This window comes from Burkholderia sp. AW49-1, assembly GCF_053427845.1.
This window is the reverse complement of sequence record NZ_JBSAXF010000001.1, coordinates 268,405-284,868: the sequence shown is the minus strand read 5'-3', so window position 1 is coordinate 284,868 and position 16,464 is coordinate 268,405. Positions and strand designations below refer to the sequence as shown.

Annotated in this window: 14 protein-coding genes; 8 read left to right on the top strand and 6 right to left on the bottom strand. The window is 68.0% G+C overall.

Annotated features, from left to right (window positions below):
- The first annotated feature begins 213 nt into the window (after positions 1–213).
- Positions 214–696, top strand: coding sequence for an Lrp/AsnC family transcriptional regulator (locus tag ACV22W_RS01200; protein WP_059525306.1), 483 nt, complete (start codon positions 214–216; stop codon positions 694–696).
- 643 nt (positions 697–1,339) lie between these two features.
- Here ACV22W_RS01200 and ACV22W_RS01195 read toward each other — a convergent pair.
- Positions 1,340–2,998: an IclR family transcriptional regulator gene (locus tag ACV22W_RS01195; protein ID WP_448017363.1), complete on the bottom strand. Its 1,659-nt coding sequence runs from the start codon at positions 2,996–2,998 to the stop codon at positions 1,340–1,342.
- 177 nt (positions 2,999–3,175) lie between these two features.
- Here ACV22W_RS01195 and ACV22W_RS01190 point away from each other — a divergent pair, with 177 nt between their 5' ends.
- The gene (locus ACV22W_RS01190) at positions 3,176–4,135 is read left to right on the top strand and encodes an MBL fold metallo-hydrolase (protein ID WP_059525310.1); all 960 of its coding nucleotides are present in this window, start codon (positions 3,176–3,178) and stop codon (positions 4,133–4,135) included.
- Positions 4,136–4,317: 182 nt separating this feature from the next.
- Positions 4,318–5,685: an MFS transporter gene (locus tag ACV22W_RS01185; RefSeq protein WP_448017362.1), complete on the top strand. Its 1,368-nt coding sequence runs from the start codon at positions 4,318–4,320 to the stop codon at positions 5,683–5,685.
- 141 nt (positions 5,686–5,826) lie between these two features.
- On the opposite strand, the gene ACV22W_RS01180 is transcribed toward ACV22W_RS01185, so the two are convergent.
- Positions 5,827–7,605, bottom strand: coding sequence for a sensor domain-containing diguanylate cyclase (locus ACV22W_RS01180; protein WP_448017361.1), 1,779 nt, complete (start codon positions 7,603–7,605; stop codon positions 5,827–5,829).
- Between the two features lie 10 nt (positions 7,606–7,615).
- On the opposite strand from ACV22W_RS01180, the gene ACV22W_RS01175 reads away from it, so the two are divergent.
- Positions 7,616–7,879 carry a hypothetical protein gene (locus ACV22W_RS01175; protein WP_448017360.1) on the top strand — a complete coding sequence of 88 codons (264 nt, stop codon included), beginning with the start codon at positions 7,616–7,618 and terminating at the stop codon, positions 7,877–7,879.
- Here ACV22W_RS01175 and ACV22W_RS01170 read toward each other — a convergent pair.
- Positions 7,876–8,676, bottom strand: coding sequence for an SDR family NAD(P)-dependent oxidoreductase (locus tag ACV22W_RS01170; protein WP_448017359.1), 801 nt, complete (start codon positions 8,674–8,676; stop codon positions 7,876–7,878). The two genes, ACV22W_RS01175 and ACV22W_RS01170, sit on opposite strands and share 4 nt — an antisense overlap.
- 140 nt (positions 8,677–8,816) lie before the next feature.
- Here ACV22W_RS01170 and ACV22W_RS01165 point away from each other — a divergent pair, with 140 nt between their 5' ends.
- Positions 8,817–9,776 (top strand): GlxA family transcriptional regulator, encoded by a 960-nt coding sequence (locus ACV22W_RS01165; protein WP_448017358.1) that lies wholly within the window; start codon positions 8,817–8,819, stop codon positions 9,774–9,776.
- 74 nt (positions 9,777–9,850) lie between these two features.
- Positions 9,851–10,999, top strand: a complete 1,149-nt coding sequence (locus ACV22W_RS01160; RefSeq protein ID WP_448017357.1) for an epoxide hydrolase family protein — start codon at positions 9,851–9,853, stop codon at positions 10,997–10,999.
- Between the two features lie 128 nt (positions 11,000–11,127).
- On the opposite strand, the gene ACV22W_RS01155 is transcribed toward ACV22W_RS01160, so the two are convergent.
- Together ACV22W_RS01155 and ACV22W_RS01150 are read right to left on the bottom strand one after the other, a co-directional pair.
- Entirely contained in the window at positions 11,128–11,619 is a 492-nt protein-coding gene (locus ACV22W_RS01155) for a 2,4'-dihydroxyacetophenone dioxygenase family protein (RefSeq protein WP_059450233.1), read from the bottom strand.
- A 99-nt stretch (positions 11,620–11,718) separates the two neighbouring features.
- A complete protein-coding gene (locus tag ACV22W_RS01150; RefSeq protein WP_448017356.1) occupies positions 11,719–12,684 on the bottom strand; it encodes a LysR family transcriptional regulator in 966 nt (321 codons plus the stop codon).
- Positions 12,685–12,789: 105 nt separating this feature from the next.
- On the opposite strand from ACV22W_RS01150, the gene ACV22W_RS01145 reads away from it, so the two are divergent.
- Positions 12,790–14,148, top strand: coding sequence for an aminotransferase class III-fold pyridoxal phosphate-dependent enzyme (locus ACV22W_RS01145; protein ID WP_448017355.1), 1,359 nt, complete (start codon positions 12,790–12,792; stop codon positions 14,146–14,148).
- A gap of 48 nt (positions 14,149–14,196) precedes the next feature.
- Complete coding sequence (locus ACV22W_RS01140; RefSeq protein WP_223959050.1) at positions 14,197–15,714, top strand: CoA-acylating methylmalonate-semialdehyde dehydrogenase; 1,518 nt, start codon at positions 14,197–14,199, stop codon at positions 15,712–15,714.
- Positions 15,715–15,846: 132 nt separating this feature from the next.
- On the opposite strand, the gene ACV22W_RS01135 is transcribed toward ACV22W_RS01140, so the two are convergent.
- On the bottom strand, positions 15,847–16,221 hold the full coding sequence (locus ACV22W_RS01135; RefSeq protein WP_448017354.1) for a COG4315 family predicted lipoprotein: 375 nt from the start codon (positions 16,219–16,221) through the stop codon (positions 15,847–15,849).
- Between the last annotated feature and the right edge of the window lie 243 nt (positions 16,222–16,464).

Below are 16,464 nucleotides of genomic sequence, written 5' to 3'. Positions count from 1 at the left end.
ACTGCATGCCTGCGTGTCCGGCGCCGCAACTCGTGATTGCGGCCGGGCGTCCCGTGCGAAGGGGTTGTCGCGGGGAGCGTGCCGGACAACAGGCATGGAGAAAATGTATCAAGCGAGCCGGTTAAAAGGCTTCCTGTTTTCCAGCAAAACGCACCATAAACCAGAATCTTGTTCAGATAGAATGCCCATTTCCAGTAGAAGATTCTTTCCATCATGGCTACCCGCGAACGCACGCCGAAAATCCTCGACAACCAGGACCGCAAGATCCTCGGTGCACTGCAAAAAAATGCGCGTCTGTCGAACGCCGAACTGGCCGAGCAGATCGGCATGTCGACTACCGCATGCTGGAACCGCACGCGGCAGCTCGAACTCGACGGTTACATCGACGGCTACGTCGCGCTGGTCAACCAGCGCATGCTCGGCTACGCGGACATCGTGATCCTCGAAGTCACGCTCGATCGCCACGAAGACGACGCGCTCGCGCGTTTCGGCGCCGAACTCGCGGCGCTGCCCGAAGTGCTCGAGGCCTACCTCGTGTCGGGCGAATACGACTACTGGATCAAGGTCGCGGTGGACGGCACGGCCGGCTACGAGCGCTTCTTGCGCGAGAAGCTGTACAGGATTTCGAGCATCCGCCACAGCCGCTCGATGTTCGCGCTGCGGTGCATGAAAGACGTGCCGTCGATTCAGGTGTGACGACAGGTGGAGACGGCACGCGGATCGTCGTGACGACGAGGTTCACGGGTGTGCCGAAGAGGAGCGGCAATCGGGCTGTCGCGTCGAATGGGCGCGGCCCGGAGCCGGAAACGGGCGAGAAATGCCTGCAGGGCGGAAAACGGATGAATCTTCCGTCGGCTTTTGCGGCCTTCATCCGCCACGCCGATGCCGGGCGCGGCGGCCTTACGGCGCGCGTCCCGGCAGGCGGGTCAGACGGATGATGTGACGCTGCGCTCAGCGCGGCAGGCGTGCGTGCGCTTCAGCGATGACTTCGCAGTTCTCGAGGTGCAGTGCCCATGCTTCTGCAAGCAGCTCGCCAACACGTGCGAGCCAGCCAGCGGATTGGGTGGAACGATCGGAGACATTAGACGTTTGCATGACGAAGCCCCATGTAGGTGGCGAGTTAGGGATAACCCTGATCATAGAGGAACGTCACCGTGTTGTGAAATGCGATTTCGTTATATGAGAATTACTGACAATTTGTGTTGCTGCTGCGCAACATGAATTGCCCCTGCTTCTGCGTGGCGGACGGGCGTAACGAGGCCATGGGGAGCACGGCCTTGCATTGGCGGGCGGAAGGGGAAGTCAGGCGCGGAGAAAGGGCGCGGCAGCGGGGCGGCTCTTACCCGCCGATCCATCCGAAGCGCCACGACAGGCGGCGCGTCGCGGCGAGGAGCGCATGCGCGAGTTCGCTGTCCGGCCCGCGCGGGAAGCCGCGCGACGAGCCGATGATCGCGATCACGAGCCGGATGCTGCCGGTGTGATCGAACACGGGCGCGGCGATCGTCCCGATGCCCGGCACCGGCGCATCGAACGCGAAATCGAGCACGTCCGCGCGGATCGTCGCGAGCCGCGCGCGGAACGCGTCGTCGATCTGCGTCGCGCGGCCCGCGAGGCGCACCGGCTCGTCGGCCAGCAGGCCGGCCAGCACGTCGTCGGACATGCCCGCCGCGAAGATCCGCCCGATCGCGGTATTCACGAGCGACATCACGGTGCCGACCTGCAGGCTCACGTGCTGCGGCCGCGCGGATTCCTCGAGGCGGATCACGGTCGGCCCGAGCGGCCCGAGCGTCGCGGCGGCCACGCTCATGTCGGTCGCGGCCGCCAGTGCGACGATTTCGGCTTCCGCATCGCGCGTCGGCGACACGCGCTGCATCGCGATCAGGCCGAGCGCCTGGGCGAGCGGCCCGCCGCCGAAGCAGCCGGCGTCGTCGCGGCTCAGCAGGCCGATCTTCTGCAGGCTCACCAGATGCGGAAACGCCTTCGCGGCCGGCATGCCGGCCGCCGTCGCGAGGTCGCGCAGCGGCAGCGCACGGCCTGCCGACACGAGCGCCAGCAACAGTTCGCCCGTGCTGTCGAGTGCGTTGATGCCGCGCTGCGCTTTCGTATCGTCGGCAAGCGCGGGCGGCATGCGCTGCGTGGCCGGGGGCAGGCCCGGCGCGACCGGCGGGGCATCGCGTCCCGCGCCGAGCGACGCGGTGGCTTGCCGTGCCGCATCGCGCAGCGCCGTCGCGATCGGGCCGTCCCAGCCGACATCGATCGATCCGGTCGAGCCGATCACCGTCAACGCGAGTTGCAGGCGTCCGTCCGCGTCCAGCACCGGCACGCACATCGCGCTGACGCCGGGGCTCGGCCGGTCCACGCCGCGCTCGATCCCGCGCGCGCGGATCGTGTCGAGTTCGGCCTGCCACGCGCCCGCGTCGGACGTGGGCTGCACGCCTTCCGCGCCGGCGAGCGTGTCGCCGGCGCCGGCGCCGGCCTGGCTGGCCGCCATCGCGTCGAGCTGCGCGGGGTCGCCGAACGCGCGGAACACGCGGCCGGTCGCCGTCGTGTCGAGCGACATCACCGATCCGACGTGCAGGTTCACGTGCAGCGGATAGCCGCCGTGCTCGATGCGCACGATCGTGGGCCCGAGCACGCCCGGCACCGACAGCGCCACGCTCAGGCCGACCGCTTCCGCGAGCCGCGCCGCGTGCGGCAGCGCCGCACGATAGGCCGGCTGGCATTCGATCGACATGAGCCCGAGCCGCAGCGACAGCGGCCCCGGCTCGTAGTTGCCCGTGAGCGCGTCGCGTTTCACGAGCGCGAGCCGCGTCAGGCTGACGAGATAGGTGTGCGCCTGCGCGGTCGACAGATCGGCCGCGGCCGCCAGTTCCGACAGCCCGAGCGGCTTGCGCCTGCGCGCGAGCGCGTCGAGCAGCCGGCCGCCGACCTCGACGCTCTGGATTCCGCGCTGCGCCTTGGGCGGCGCGTCGTCCGCGCTGACTTCGTGGTTCTGCACGCGATGATTCTTCCGTTGACGAAACCCCGCATGGTATCCGACGCCATTTGACGCGCCAGCCCGCAGGTTTACCTGTATTGGACAATAGCAAGCACATTTGTCATTGACAAATAATCGACGCGGGCAGATGATCCGCTCACTCCCCTCAACACATGGCTCGCAGCCACGGAACGCAACATGGCCAAAGCATTCGCCTCCCAAGCCGATCTGGAAGAGAAGAAAGTCACCTGGACGCAGCTGTCCGAGAACGCGTACGCGTACACCGCCGAAGGCGACCCGAACTCGGGCGTGATCATCGGCGACGACAGCGTGCTGATCGTCGACACGACCGCGACGCCAGCGATGGCGCAGGACCTGATCGCGAAGATCCGCAGCGTGACCGACAAGCCGATCAAGCACGTCGTGCTGTCGCATTACCACGCGGTGCGCGTGCTCGGCGCGTCCGCGTATTTCGCCGAAGGCGCGCAGCACGTGATCGCGAGCCGCGGCACGTACGAGATGATCGTCGAGCGCGGCGAAGCCGACATGAAGTCGGAGATCGAGCGCTTCCCGCGCCTGTTCGCGGGCGTCGAGACGGTGCCGGGCCTGACCTGGCCGACACTCGTGTTCGAGCGCGAGATCACGCTGTTCCTCGGCAAGCTCGAAGTGAAGATCATGCACGTCGGCTCGGGGCACACGAAGGGCGACACGATCGTCTGGCTGCCGTCGCAGAAGGTGCTGTTCTCCGGCGACCTGGTCGAATACGACGCGGCCTGCTATTGCGGCGACGCGCAGCTCGAACAATGGCCGGCCACGCTCGAGGCGCTGCGCGCGCTCGGCGCGGAAAAGCTCGTGCCGGGCCGCGGCCCCGCGTTGCTGAATCCGGCCGAGGTCGACAAGGGCCTCGACTACACGAAGGATTTCGTAACGACGCTGCTCGCGCAGGGCCGCAAGGCCGTCGAGCGCAAGCTCGACCTGAAGGCGTCGATGGCGCTCACGCGCGAAGCGATGGATCCGAAGTTCGGCCACGTGTTCATCTACGAGCACTGTCTGCCGTTCGACGTGTCGCGCGCGTTCGACGAGGCGAGCGGCATCACGCATCCGCGCATCTGGACCGCGCAGCGCGACAAGGAAATGTGGGACGCGCTGCAGGACTGAGCGGCTCACCGCGGCGCGGCGTCCAGGCGGGCGCCCCGCCGTTCTTCTGACGGCGCCTGAACGACGGCGGCATGGGGCCGCGGTTCGGGGCGCCGGCTTCCGGTCTCACAAGAAAGCAGGGCGCACGTACGCCCTCGGAGACTGCTGCGCGCTCGAATCGCGCGGCCCGTTTGGAGAGAGACATGCCCCGATCGCTTCCCGCCGAAGCGACGATCGCGCACGCGAGTGTTGCGGCGTCGCCTTCCGCATATGAATCCACACCGGCGTCGGACGCCGGAGACGCGCTGCTGTTCCGCAAGATCGCATGGCGGATCGTGCCGTTCCTGTTCCTCTGCTACGTCGTGTCGTTTCTCGACCGCATCAACATCGGCTTCGCGCAGCTGCAGATGAAGCACGACCTCGGCTTCAGCGATGCGATGTACGGCCTCGGCGCCGCGGTGTTCTACGTCGGCTACGTGTTCTGCGAGGTGCCGAGCAACCTGCTGCTCGCGCGCTTCGGCGCGCGCCGCACGTTCACGCGAATCATGCTGCTGTGGGGCATCGCGTCGACCGGGATGACGTTCGTGTCGCAGCCGTCGCATTTCTACGTGCTGCGCTTCCTGCTCGGCGTGTTCGAGGCCGGCTTCTTTCCCGGCATCGTGCTGTACCTGACCTACTGGTTTCCGGCGAACCGCCGTGCGGCGGCGATTTCGGTGTTCTTCGCGGGCGTCGCGGTGGCCGGCGTGCTCGGCGGCCTGATGTCGGGCTGGATCATGCGCGACATGAGCGGCGTGCTCGGATTGCACGGCTGGCAATGGATGTTCGCGATCGAAGGTGCGCCGGCGATCGTGCTCGCGTGCTTCGCGTTCACGTATCTGGTCGACCGGCCGCAGGACGCCGCGTGGCTCACGTCCGACGAAAAGGCGCGCGTCGCCGCGCTGTGCGGGGACGGCCGTGCGCATGGCGCGCACGACACACGCAGCCTGATGGCCGCCCTCGCGAACCCGCGCGTCTACCTGTTCGCGTTCATCTATTTCTCGCTGACCTGCGCGTCGCTGACGCTCAATTTCTGGATGCCGCTGATGATCCGCGATTTCGGCGTGACCGACGTCGTGGCCGTGAGCCTCTACACGGTCGTGCCGAACGCGGTCGGCGCGGTGGGGCTGATCCTGATCGCGCGCCGCTCGGACCGCACCGGCGAGCGCCGCAAGCATTTCGCGTGCTGCACGATCGGCGGCGGGCTCGCACTCGCGGCGCTGACGCTGCACCTGCACAGCTTCGCTGCGATGCTCGCGTGCCTGTCGATCGCGGCGACGCTGATCTTCGCCGCGCTGCCGATCTTCTGGGCCGTGCCGACCCGCTATCTGTCGGGCAACGCGGCCGCGGCCGGGATCGCGCTGATCAGCAGCATCGGGATCACGAGCGGCATCGTCAGCCCGTGGGTGATCGGGCTGATCCGCACGCGCACCGGCAGCATGGATCTCGCCGTGTATCTGCTGGCCGCGCTGCTCGTGCTGAGCGGCGCCGCGCTGATGCTCGGCGTGAAGGGCGAACCCGCGCGGCGGGTCTGAACCACGGTCGGGCGCTGATCGTGATCGTGCGGCGCTCGGACCGCAAGCGCGAGCGTCGTTGGAACTTCACCGCGTGCGCATTCGGCGGCGCGGTGGCGCTCGCGTCGCGTTGATCGGGGGATGCGCCGGCGCGGTGCGCGGCTAGGGGCGATACACCTCGACCCGGTTGCGGCCGCGTTCCTTCGCGACATACAGCGCCTTGTCCGCGCGCGACAGCGCCTGGTATGCGCCGAAGTCGGACGTCCGCATCGCGTCGATGCCGATGCTGACGGTCAGCGCCAGCACGTGATCCTCGTGCACGAGCCGCGAGTCGGCCGCGCGCTGCTGCACGCGCAGCGCGAGCGCGCACGCCGCATCGATCCCGGCGTGCGGCAGCACGATCGCGAATTCCTCGCCGCCGATGCGCCCGACGATGCCGTCCGGCCCGATTTCCGCGAGCAGCAGTCGCGCGAAATGCCGGAGCGCGCGATCGCCGAACGGATGTCCCCAGCGGTCGTTCAGCGCCTTGAAGTGGTCGAGGTCGAGCATCAGCACCGCGGCGTCCTGGCCGGTCGCGCGCACGCGGCGCAACGCGGCTTCGCCTTGCCGCATGAACGCGTGGCGGTTCGACAGCTGTGTCAGGTGATCGGTCGTCGCCATCCGATGCAACTCGGTCTCGATGTGCTTGCGCTCGGTCGCATCCGTGATGAAGCCATGCCAGACCGTGCCGCCGTCCGGCATGCGTTGCGGGCGCGCGTCGCCTTCGCGCCAGCGCATCCCCTGGTCCGGCAGCAGCACGCGGTATTCGAGCCGCCACGGCGCCAGTCGCTGCGCCGACGCCAGCAGCGACTGGCGGTAGCCGATCAGGTCGGCCGGATGAATCCGGGTCTCGACCGCGTCCGCGTCGCGGGCGATCTGCTCGGGCGTCAGTTCGTAAATGTCGCGCACGCCCGCGCTCGCGTACGAAAAGAACCGACGACCGTCGGCGGTCTGCCGCAGCTGGAACACGAGACCGGGAACCTGGTCGGTCAGGTTCGTCACGAGCGTGACGGAGTCGCTCAACCGGCCGGCGAGTTCGCGCAGCGCGGTGATGTCCGTGGTCGTGCCGACCATGCGCAACGCACGCCCATTGTCGTCGCGGGCGATGACCTTGCCGCGGCTGCAGATCCATTTGTACGTGCCGTCCTTGCAGCGGATGCGGTGCTCGACCGCATAGCTGTCGGTGCGGCTTTCGAAATGCGCGAGCATCGCGGCCTTCACGTCGGCGACATCGTCCGGGTGCAGCCGTTCGTACGCATCCTCGATCCGGCTCGTCAGTTCGTGGGGCGCGTAGCCGAGCAGCGCCTTCCAGGCCGCCGAATAATGGATCTCGCCGGTTTCCACGTTGCGATCCCACACGCCGGTGCCGCTTTCGGTCAGCGCGAGCGTGGTGAGCGCGCTGCGTTCCTCGACGATGCCGAGCCGTTCGTGCAGCGCAGCCAGTGCGTGTGCGCGGGCGAGCGCGCGTTCCGCGAGCGTGGCCAGGTCATGCAGGAAAGCGCGTTGCGCGGCGTCGAGCATCAGGCCCGCGTCGCCGACGATACACAGTGCGCCAGGCGTGGTGCCGTCGGCCGCAATCAGTTCGCACGCCGCGACGACATGCGGCGCGTCGAGCGGGAACCCACTCGCATCGGGTGTGATGAATCGGCGGTCGGGCGCCGAGGCGCGCTCGACACGCGGCGGAAAGTGCACGGCAGGCAGCGTGGCGGGCAGCGTTCCGTCGGACGCCGCCACGCGCTGCGTGCCGGCTTCGGCGAAAGTGACGAACGCGCCGGCCGTGCCGACATGCGCGCGGGCGAGCCGGCACACGGTCTCGAGTTCGGGCAACGGCACGAGCGCCGGGCGATCGTCGGCGGGGACGCGAGAGGAGCCGGGTGTGTCGCCGGCCCCGGAGGTGAACATTCGGAACCGCATGGTCGAATTCCGCGACGGTCGATTGCGCCGATCATCGGACGAATGTCGCGTGGCGCTGCTTCGGGAGTTGCAATCGCGAAGCTTATCGTCGCGGAAAATGCGTGGCAAGCGGGGTGAAACCGGCTTTGGCGGGAACGCAACGCAGGGTCCGGAATGCGTCGCGGCGTCGACGGCTGCGGTGGCGCAAGCGCCGTCGACGCGCTTCGATTCGGAAGCGTCGCGCCCGGACGGCACGGGCGCGGCGCGGGTACTGCGCGACTAGCGCGCAACCCCATAGCGCGGCGCCGGCGAATCCGTCGACAGGTGCGGCGCCATCGTGCGGCGCGCGGCCTCGTACGCATCCCATTCGCCGGCCGCGTGCAGCGACGGAATCGTCACGAGTTCGCCGCGATCGAAGCCGACCAGCGCCGCGTCGACCAGGTCGGACGCCGACATCACGATCTCCTTCGGCAGGTGTTCGAGCGGCAGGCCGCCGGTCTGCCAGAAGTCGGTGGCCGTCGCGCCGGGCAGCACGGCCTGCACCTGCACGCCTTGTTCCGCGAGTTCGTGGTGCAGCGACTGGCTGAACGCGAGCACGAATGCCTTGCTGCCGCCGTAGACGCCGTTGAGCGTTTCCGGCGACAGCGCGACGATCGACGAGATGTTGATCACGGCGCCGCGGCCGCGTGCGACGAAGCCGGGCACGGCGGCATAGGTCAGGCGCGTGAGCGCGGTCACGTTCAGGTCGATCATCCGCGTCATCGCGTCGACGTCGCTGTCGAGCAGCGGCGCGTGCGTGCCGACGCCCGCGTTGTTGACGAGCAGCGTGATGCTCGCGTCCTGCTTCAGCTTCGCCTCGACGGCGGCGAGCGCCGCGCGGTCGTTGAGGTCCGCGCCGACGATCTCGACGCTGCGCTGCGTGTCGTTCGTGATGCGCTCGGCGAGCGTGGCCAGCCGGTCGCGGTTGCGCGCGACCAGGATCAGGTCGTGGCCGCGGCGCGCGAGGCGGTCCGCATAGATCGCGCCGATGCCGGACGATGCGCCGGTAATGACGGCGGTACCGCGATGTGCTTCAGTCATGATGTCGCTCCATGTCGAGGAAAGGGTGAGTGCGTGAAGGCATTCTGGCCTCGAATCGCGACGACACAAATGACGTAGATGGGTATGATTTCGGACATCGGGTCGGTCGTGACGATCGTGCCCCGCTACTGGAGATACGCATGCACCGCATCGGCTTTCTGATCAGCGACGGCTTCCAGATCATGGCGCTCGCCGCGCAGTCGGTGTTCGAGTACGCCAACATGGTCGCGGGCGAGCCGTTCTACGTGATGGACAACTATTCCGTCGACGGCGGCGACGTGCGTTCGTCGCTCGGATTGCCGGTCGCGACGCGCGCGTTGCGCGGGCGCATCGCCGTCGATACGTGGATCGTCGCGGGCGTCAACGATCCGCTCGCGTCGCCGGCGCCGGCCGGCGTCGTCGCGTTCCTGCGGCGCGCGAACGCGCGCGCGCGGCGGATCGCCGGCATCTGCACGGGCGCGTTCGTGCTCGCCGAGGCCGGGCTGCTCGCGCAGCGTCGCGCGACGACGCACTGGGCGTACGGACGCGGCATGCAGCAGCATTTTCCGGACATTCGTGTCGAGGAGGACCGGATCTACATCGTCGACGGCCCGATCTGGACGTCCGCCGGGATGACGGCCGGCCTCGACCTGGCGCTCGCGATGGTGGAGAAGGATCTCGGCCCGGACACCGCGCGCTCGGTGGCGCACAAGCTCGTGATGCACCAGCGCCGTGCGGGCGGGCAGTCGCAGCATTCGGAAATGCTGGACCTCGCGCCGAAATCGGACCGGATCCAGAACGCGCTCAACTATGCGCGGCAGAATCTCGGCCGCGCGCTGACCGTCGAGGAACTGGCCGACGCCGTCCACCTGAGTCCGCGCCAGTTCAGCCGCGTGTTTACGCTCGAAACCGGGCAATCGCCGGCGAAGGCGATCGAGCGGCTGCGGCTCGAAGCCGCGCGGCTGATGATCGAGCAGAGCCGGCATTCGCTCGATGTGATCGCGAAGGAGAACGGTTTCCGCGACCGGCGCCACCTGCGCGATGCGTTCGTGCGCGGCTTCGGCGTGCCGCCGCAGGCCGTGCGGCGCGACGCGCGGGCGGACGAGCGCGACACGGGCTGACGCTCGCGGGCGCGCCGCCAGCGCGGGTCGGAAAAATCGCGCAGAATCTCCGGCATTCCTCCCGAGGAGACTCCATGCACGCCGCCCCGTTCAGCATTGCGATTCCCGATCACGCGCTCGATGACCTGCGTCGGCGCCTGCGCGACACGCGCGCACCGGTGCTGACACCTGCCGCGCCGTGGCAGCAGGGTGTGGATGGCGCGTGGCTGCACGAACTGGTTGCGTACTGGCGCGAGCGCTTCGACTGGCGTGCGGCGGAGCGTGCGCTGAATCGGCAGCCGCAGTTCGTCGCGGACGCAGGCGGGCAGCGCGTGCATTTCATCCATCGGCGCGGGGCGGGGCCGAAGCCGTATCCGCTCGTCATCACGCACGGCTGGCCGGGCTCCGTACTCGAATTCGACGCGCTGATCGATCGCCTGTGCGATCCGGCCGCGTTCGGCGGCGATCCGCACGACGCGTTCGACGTGGTCGTGCCGTCGCTTCCCGGCTTCGCGTTCTCGCCCGCGCCCGCGGCGCCCGGCATGTCGGCATTTCAGGTCGCCGACCGCTGGGCGACGCTGATGTCCGGGCTCGGATATCGTCGCTTCGGCGCGCAAGGCGGCGATCTCGGCGCGGGCGTGTCGATTGCGCTCGGCGCGCGACATGCCGACGTGGTGAACGGCATCCATCTGAACTACCTGCCCGGCAACTACGAGCCGCCGACCGACGCGGCTTCCCCGCTGACCGAAGACGAACGCGCCTTCGTGACGCAGCGTGGAGAGTGGGTTGCGCTGGAGGGCGGCTACGCGCACGTGCACATGACGAAGCCGCAGACGCTGGCCGTCGCGCTCAACGATTCGCCGGCGGGGCTGGCCGCGTGGATCGCCGAGAAATTCCGCACGTGGAGCGATTGCGATGGCGACGTCGCGAGGCGGTTTTCGCACGACACGCTGCTGACCGGAATCTCGCTGTACTGGTTTACCGGCTGCATCGGCTCGTCAATGCAGATGTATTGGGAGAACCGGCTGCAGCCGATGCGTTTCGCGGCCGGGCAACGCGTGGCGGTGCCCGTCGCGTTCGCGCGCTTTCCGAAGGAAATCAGTCGTCCGCCGCGCAGTTGGGTCGAACGGGTGTTCGACGTCGTGCAGTGGACCGACATGCCGAGCGGCGGCCATTTCGCCGCGATGGAAGAGCCGGAACTGCTGGCCGACGATATTCGGCGATTCTTCCGGCGTTTTCGATAATGCCGTCGGGGGCGGCTTGGGTGGTGAAGTGCGCCGGCGGTCATTCATGCGCGTGTTGGCGAGTGCCGGTGCCGGGCGGATCGTGACGCGACGATGTCGCCTGTCTTGCCCGCGTGATTACCGCGTGATTACCGTGTGACAAACGGCGCCGCATCGTGCGGCGCGGTGCGCGCATGCTTGCGCTGGCGCAGCAGCGCGACGCGGCAATTCTCGCGCGCGGTCTCGCGGCCGTCGTCGTCGAGCAGCACCAGGTCGCCGCGCATCACGTTGAGCGTAATCACGTCGTCGCCGGGCGCGCCGAGCGTTTCCGGCGTATGCACCGATCCGGCCGGTTCGAGCACCGTCGAGCCGGCCTGCGCGATCCACTCGTATTCGCGGTAGCGCCATGCACCCTGCAGCGTATGGACGAAGACCTCGCCATCGTGGCGATGGCGCGGCAGCGTGCCGCCGGCCGGCATCTTCAGCAGCGCGGTCAGCGTGTCTTCCGCCGCATTGATATGCAGATACTTGATCGCGAGCCCCGGCAGGTCGGCGCTCATCGGCAGCCATGGCAGCGCGTCGCCGGGCAGGCACGAAATCGGCGGCAGGTCGGTCGGGAGCGGGGCGGACGGCTGCGTCATGGCGGGAGGCGAGCGGAAACGGGAAGTGCGCATTATCGCAGAGCCGGATCGGGCCGCAGCCTCTGGTCGGACGGTGCCGCCCGCGAAACCGGAACGCGGCTACGCGGCGCTGCCGTCGTCGCCCGGCCATGCCACCGCATGTGCCGCATCGAGGCACGACTGGAACAGCAGCGCCGCGCGCGTCGGTCGCGGCGAGCGCCGCAGCAGGCTCACGAACCGGCACCGATAGTTGAAGCGGTGCGGCGCGATCGGCTGCATCAGCCCCTTGTTTTCGAAGCTCTCCGCGTAATGGTCGGGCAGGAAGCCGAGATAGCGGCCGGACAGGATCAGCGTCGCGATCGATTCCTGGTCCGATGCCGTCGCGCTGCGCGTGAGCTTCGCGCGATGGCTCAGCTCCATGTTCGGCGAATGGAAGCCGAGGCCGGCGAACGCGTGGTTGCGGATCGTCGTCCACGTGAGCTTGCCGTGCGGCGCGTCAAAGAGTGGGTGCTGGCGGCCGCAGTACAGCAGCATCCGCTCGTCGAACAATTCGGAATATACGAGGCTGCCCGAGCTGCGGTGCGCGGGGATGATCCCGACCTGATAGCTGCCGTCGATGATCCCGCGCTCGACCTCGTTGATCGACGCGACATGCAGGTTCAGCGCGACGTCGGGCGCTTCGTCCGTGAACTGGCGGATCGCGTCGCCGAGTCGCGCGTTCGGGTTGGTGGCGGTCTTGTCGAATACGGCGACGTGCAGTTCTCCGCCCATCTTGTCGTGAATGCCGTCGATCCTGCTGCGAAATGCCTCCATCGACGCGAGCAGCCGCAAGGTTTCCTCGTACACGGTCTGCCCCTCGGCGGTCAACGTGAAGCCCGCGCGGCCGCGCCGGCACAGCACGAGGCCGAGGCGCGTTTCCAGATCCTTCACGTGCCGACTGATCGTCGAGATGCCGATATTCAGCTCGAGTTCGGCCGCCGCCATCCCGCCGCACTGCACGACGCCCTTGAAGACCCGCAGCAGCCGCAGATCCATGTCGCTGAGCTGCCCGAGCAGCGCGCGGCTCTTCGGTTTCTTTGCTTGCATAGTTGCGCAAGTGAACATTGATATTGCGATATTGAAGAGACTAATTGGCCTCCCGACAATGCGCAACATCATCACAAGAAGGAGGGGCGCGCCGCGCCGACCGACATGACCGACACGATCACCGCCATCCAGCAGGGCGAGACGAACTTCCGCACCGACGCCGCCTGGCTCGACGCCCACTGGATGCCGTTCACGGCGAACCGCCAGTTCAAGTCCGATCCGCGCATGATCGTGTCCGCCAAGGACGCGTATTTCACGGATGGCGAAGGCCGCAAGATCTTCGACGGCCTGTCGGGCCTGTGGTGCACGGGCCTCGGTCACGGCCGCACGGAAATCACGGAAGCCGTGAGCCGCCAGGTCGCGCAGCTCGACTACGCGCCGGCGTTCCAGTTCGGTCATCCGAAGTCGTTCGAGCTGGCAAACAAGATCAAGGACCTGACGCCGGCCGGCCTCGACTACGTATTCTTCACGGGCTCGGGCTCGGAAGCGGCCGACACGTCGCTGAAGATGGCCCGCGCGTACTGGCGCGCCAAGGGCAAGGGCACGAAGACGCGCCTGATCGGCCGCGAGAAGGGCTATCACGGCGTGAACTTCGGCGGCATCTCGGTCGGCGGGATTGGGCCGAACCGCAAGCTGTTCGGCCAGGGCATCGACGCCGACTTCCTGCCACACACGCAACTGGCCGAGAACAAGTTTTCGCGCGGCATGCCCGAGCACGGCGCCGACCTGGCCGACCGCCTGCTCGACCTGATCGCGCTGCACGACGCATCGAACATCGCGGCCGTGATCGTCGAGCCGTTCTCGGGTTCGGCGGGCGTGGTCGTGCCGCCGAAGGGCTATCTGAAGCGCCTGCGCGACATCTGCACCGCGCACGACATCCTGCTGATCTTCGACGAAGTCATCACGGGCTTCGGCCGTGCCGGCGCGATGACGGGCGCCGACGCGTTCGGCGTGGTGCCGGACATCATGAACTTCGCGAAACAGGTGACCAACGGCGTGCAGCCGCTCGGCGGCGTGATCGCGACGAAGGAAATCTACGACACGTTCATGGCCGCCGGCGGCCCCGAGTACATGCTCGAGTTCCCGCACGGCTACACGTATTCGGCGCATCCGGTCGCATGCGCGGCCGGCGTCGCGGCGCTCGACCTGCTGGTGAAGGAAGACGCGGTGGCCCGCGTGCGCGATCTCGCGCCGCATTTCGAGGCGGCCGTGCACGGGCTGAAGGGCCAGCGCCATATCACGGACATCCGCAACTATGGGCTGGCGGCGGGCCTGACGATCGCGGCGCTGCCGGGCGAGCCGGCACGGCGCCCGTACGAGATCGCGATGCGCTGCTGGGCGAAGGGTTTCTACGTGCGCTACGGCGGCGACACGATCCAGCTCGCGCCGCCGTTCATCTCGGAGAAGCGCGAGATCGACAACCTCGTGAACGCGCTGTCCGACGCGCTGAACGAAGTGAACTGAGCGCGGCCCGTGCCGCGCGACATCCGAATTCACGACAGAGCCAGAAACATGAAACACGACAGCAATGTGACCTCCACCGTCGGCCATCTGATCGACGGCAAGCGCGTCGACGGCGGCAGCCGCGTCCAGCCGGTGTTCGACCCGGCCACCGGCGAATCGCACAAGAGCGTCGCGCTCGCCGACAAGCTGACCGTCGAAGCCGCGATCGCGTCCGCGCAGGCCGCGTTCCCGGCATGGCGCAACACGCCGCCGCTGAAGCGCGCGCGGGTGATGAGCCGCTTCAAGACGCTGCTCGAGGAGCATGCGGACGAGCTGTGCGCGCTGATCACCGCCGAGCACGGCAAGGTGCTCGCCGACGCGATGGGCGAATTGCAGCGCGGGATCGAGAACGTCGAATACGCGACCTACGTGCCCGAGCTGCTGAAGGGCGAGCACAGCAAGAACGTCGGCCCCGCGATCGATTCGTGGAGCGAATTCCAGGCGCTCGGCGTCGCGGCCGGCATCACGCCGTTCAACTTCCCGGTGATGGTGCCGCTGTGGATGTGGCCGATGGCCGTCGCGTGCGGCAACACGTTCGTGCTGAAGCCGTCGGAGCGCACGCCGTCGTCGACGCTGCGCATGGCCGAGCTGGCGCTCGAGGCCGGCCTGCCGCCGGGCGTGCTGAACGTCGTGAACGGCGACAAGGAAGCGGTCGATACGATCCTGACCGACCCGCGCGTGAAGGCGGTGAGCTTCGTCGGCTCGACGCCGATCGCCGAATACATCTACGCGACCGGCTGCGCGCACGGCAAGCGCGTGCAGGCGCTCGGCGGCGCGAAGAACTTCGCGGTCGTGATGCCCGACGCCGACATCGGCAACGCGGTGAACGCGCTGATGGGCGCCGCGTACGGCTCGTGCGGCGAGCGCTGCATGGCGATTCCGCTGGTCGTCGCGATCGGCGATGAAACGGGCGACAAGGTGATCGACGGCCTGAAGGCCGAGATCGCGAAGATGAAGGTCGGACCGGGCAACGGTGCGGGCGTCGACATGGGGCCGCTCGTCACGAAGCAGCATTTCGAGAAGGTGACGGGCTTCGTCGACGCGGGCGTGGAAGCGGGCGCGACGCTCGTCGTCGACGGCCGCGGCGTGAAGGTCGACGGCCACGACGGCGGCTACTACCTCGGCCCGTGCCTGTTCGACAACGTGAAGCCCGGCATGCCGGTCTATCAGCACGAGATCTTCGGGCCGGTGCTCGGCGTGATCCGCCTGAAGTCGCTCGACGAGGCGATGGCGCTGATCGACGCGCACGAATACGGCAACGGCACGTGCCTGTTCACGCGCGACGGCGAAGCGGCGCGCTACTTCAGCGACAACATCCAGATCGGCATGGTCGGCATCAACGTGCCGCTGCCGGTGCCCGTCGCGTATCACTCGTTCGGCGGCTGGAAGCGCTCGCTGTTCGGCGACCTGCACGCGTACGGCCCGGATGCGGTGCGCTTCTACACCAAGCGCAAGACGATCACGCAGCGCTGGCCGTCGGCCGGCGTGCGCGAAGGGACGGTGTTCAGCTTCCCGTCGAACCGTTGACGCGCGATCCGGCCGCGACGTGACGCCATGCGGCCGGCGTAAAGACGCACAGGCCCGCCCCGGTCGACGACCGGGGCGGGCCTTTTCACACTTGCGGCGGCCGTGCCGACACTCAAGTCGGGGAAGGCAAGCTTACGGCGCGACCACGTGCCACATGTTCTTGAAGTTGTCGCCGTTGCGGTCGCCCTGTTTCATGTCCTTCGCGAAGAAATACAGCGGCTTGCCCTTGTAGGCCCATTGCGGGCTGCCGTCGTCGCGCTTGACGATCGTGTAGGGGCCGACCGGGACGTCGGTCGCGCTGGCCTTGTAAGGCGGCCAGACCGATTCGCATTGGCCCGTGCAGGCGCTGGTGCCGGCGTTGGGCTTGTCCTTGTCGAATGCGTAGACGGTCATGCCGTTCGCCGCGACGAGCGCGCCGTTTTCGACCTTGGTGATCGAGCCTTGAGCCGAGGCCGAAACGGACGCCATGGCGAGCACGGCGGAGCTGACGAGCAGCACGGCTTTCATGATTACCTCCTTGTGGTCCGGTGGGCGGCGCAGCCGCACGCATGGCCGGGCGTGCGCGCGACTGCGGGGAATGGTGCCGGAACGCGGCGCCGTGGCCGCCGGTGCGAGCGACGTGAAGTCGAATGGCGGAGGCACGGACCCGCTTCATTCACCATAGGCGGTTTTTGGCGGGGCTGCGAGAAGAACGGGGGGCGCATCGGCGATGCGTGTGTCTCGCGCAACGACGCGGCGGTTGCGCGCGTG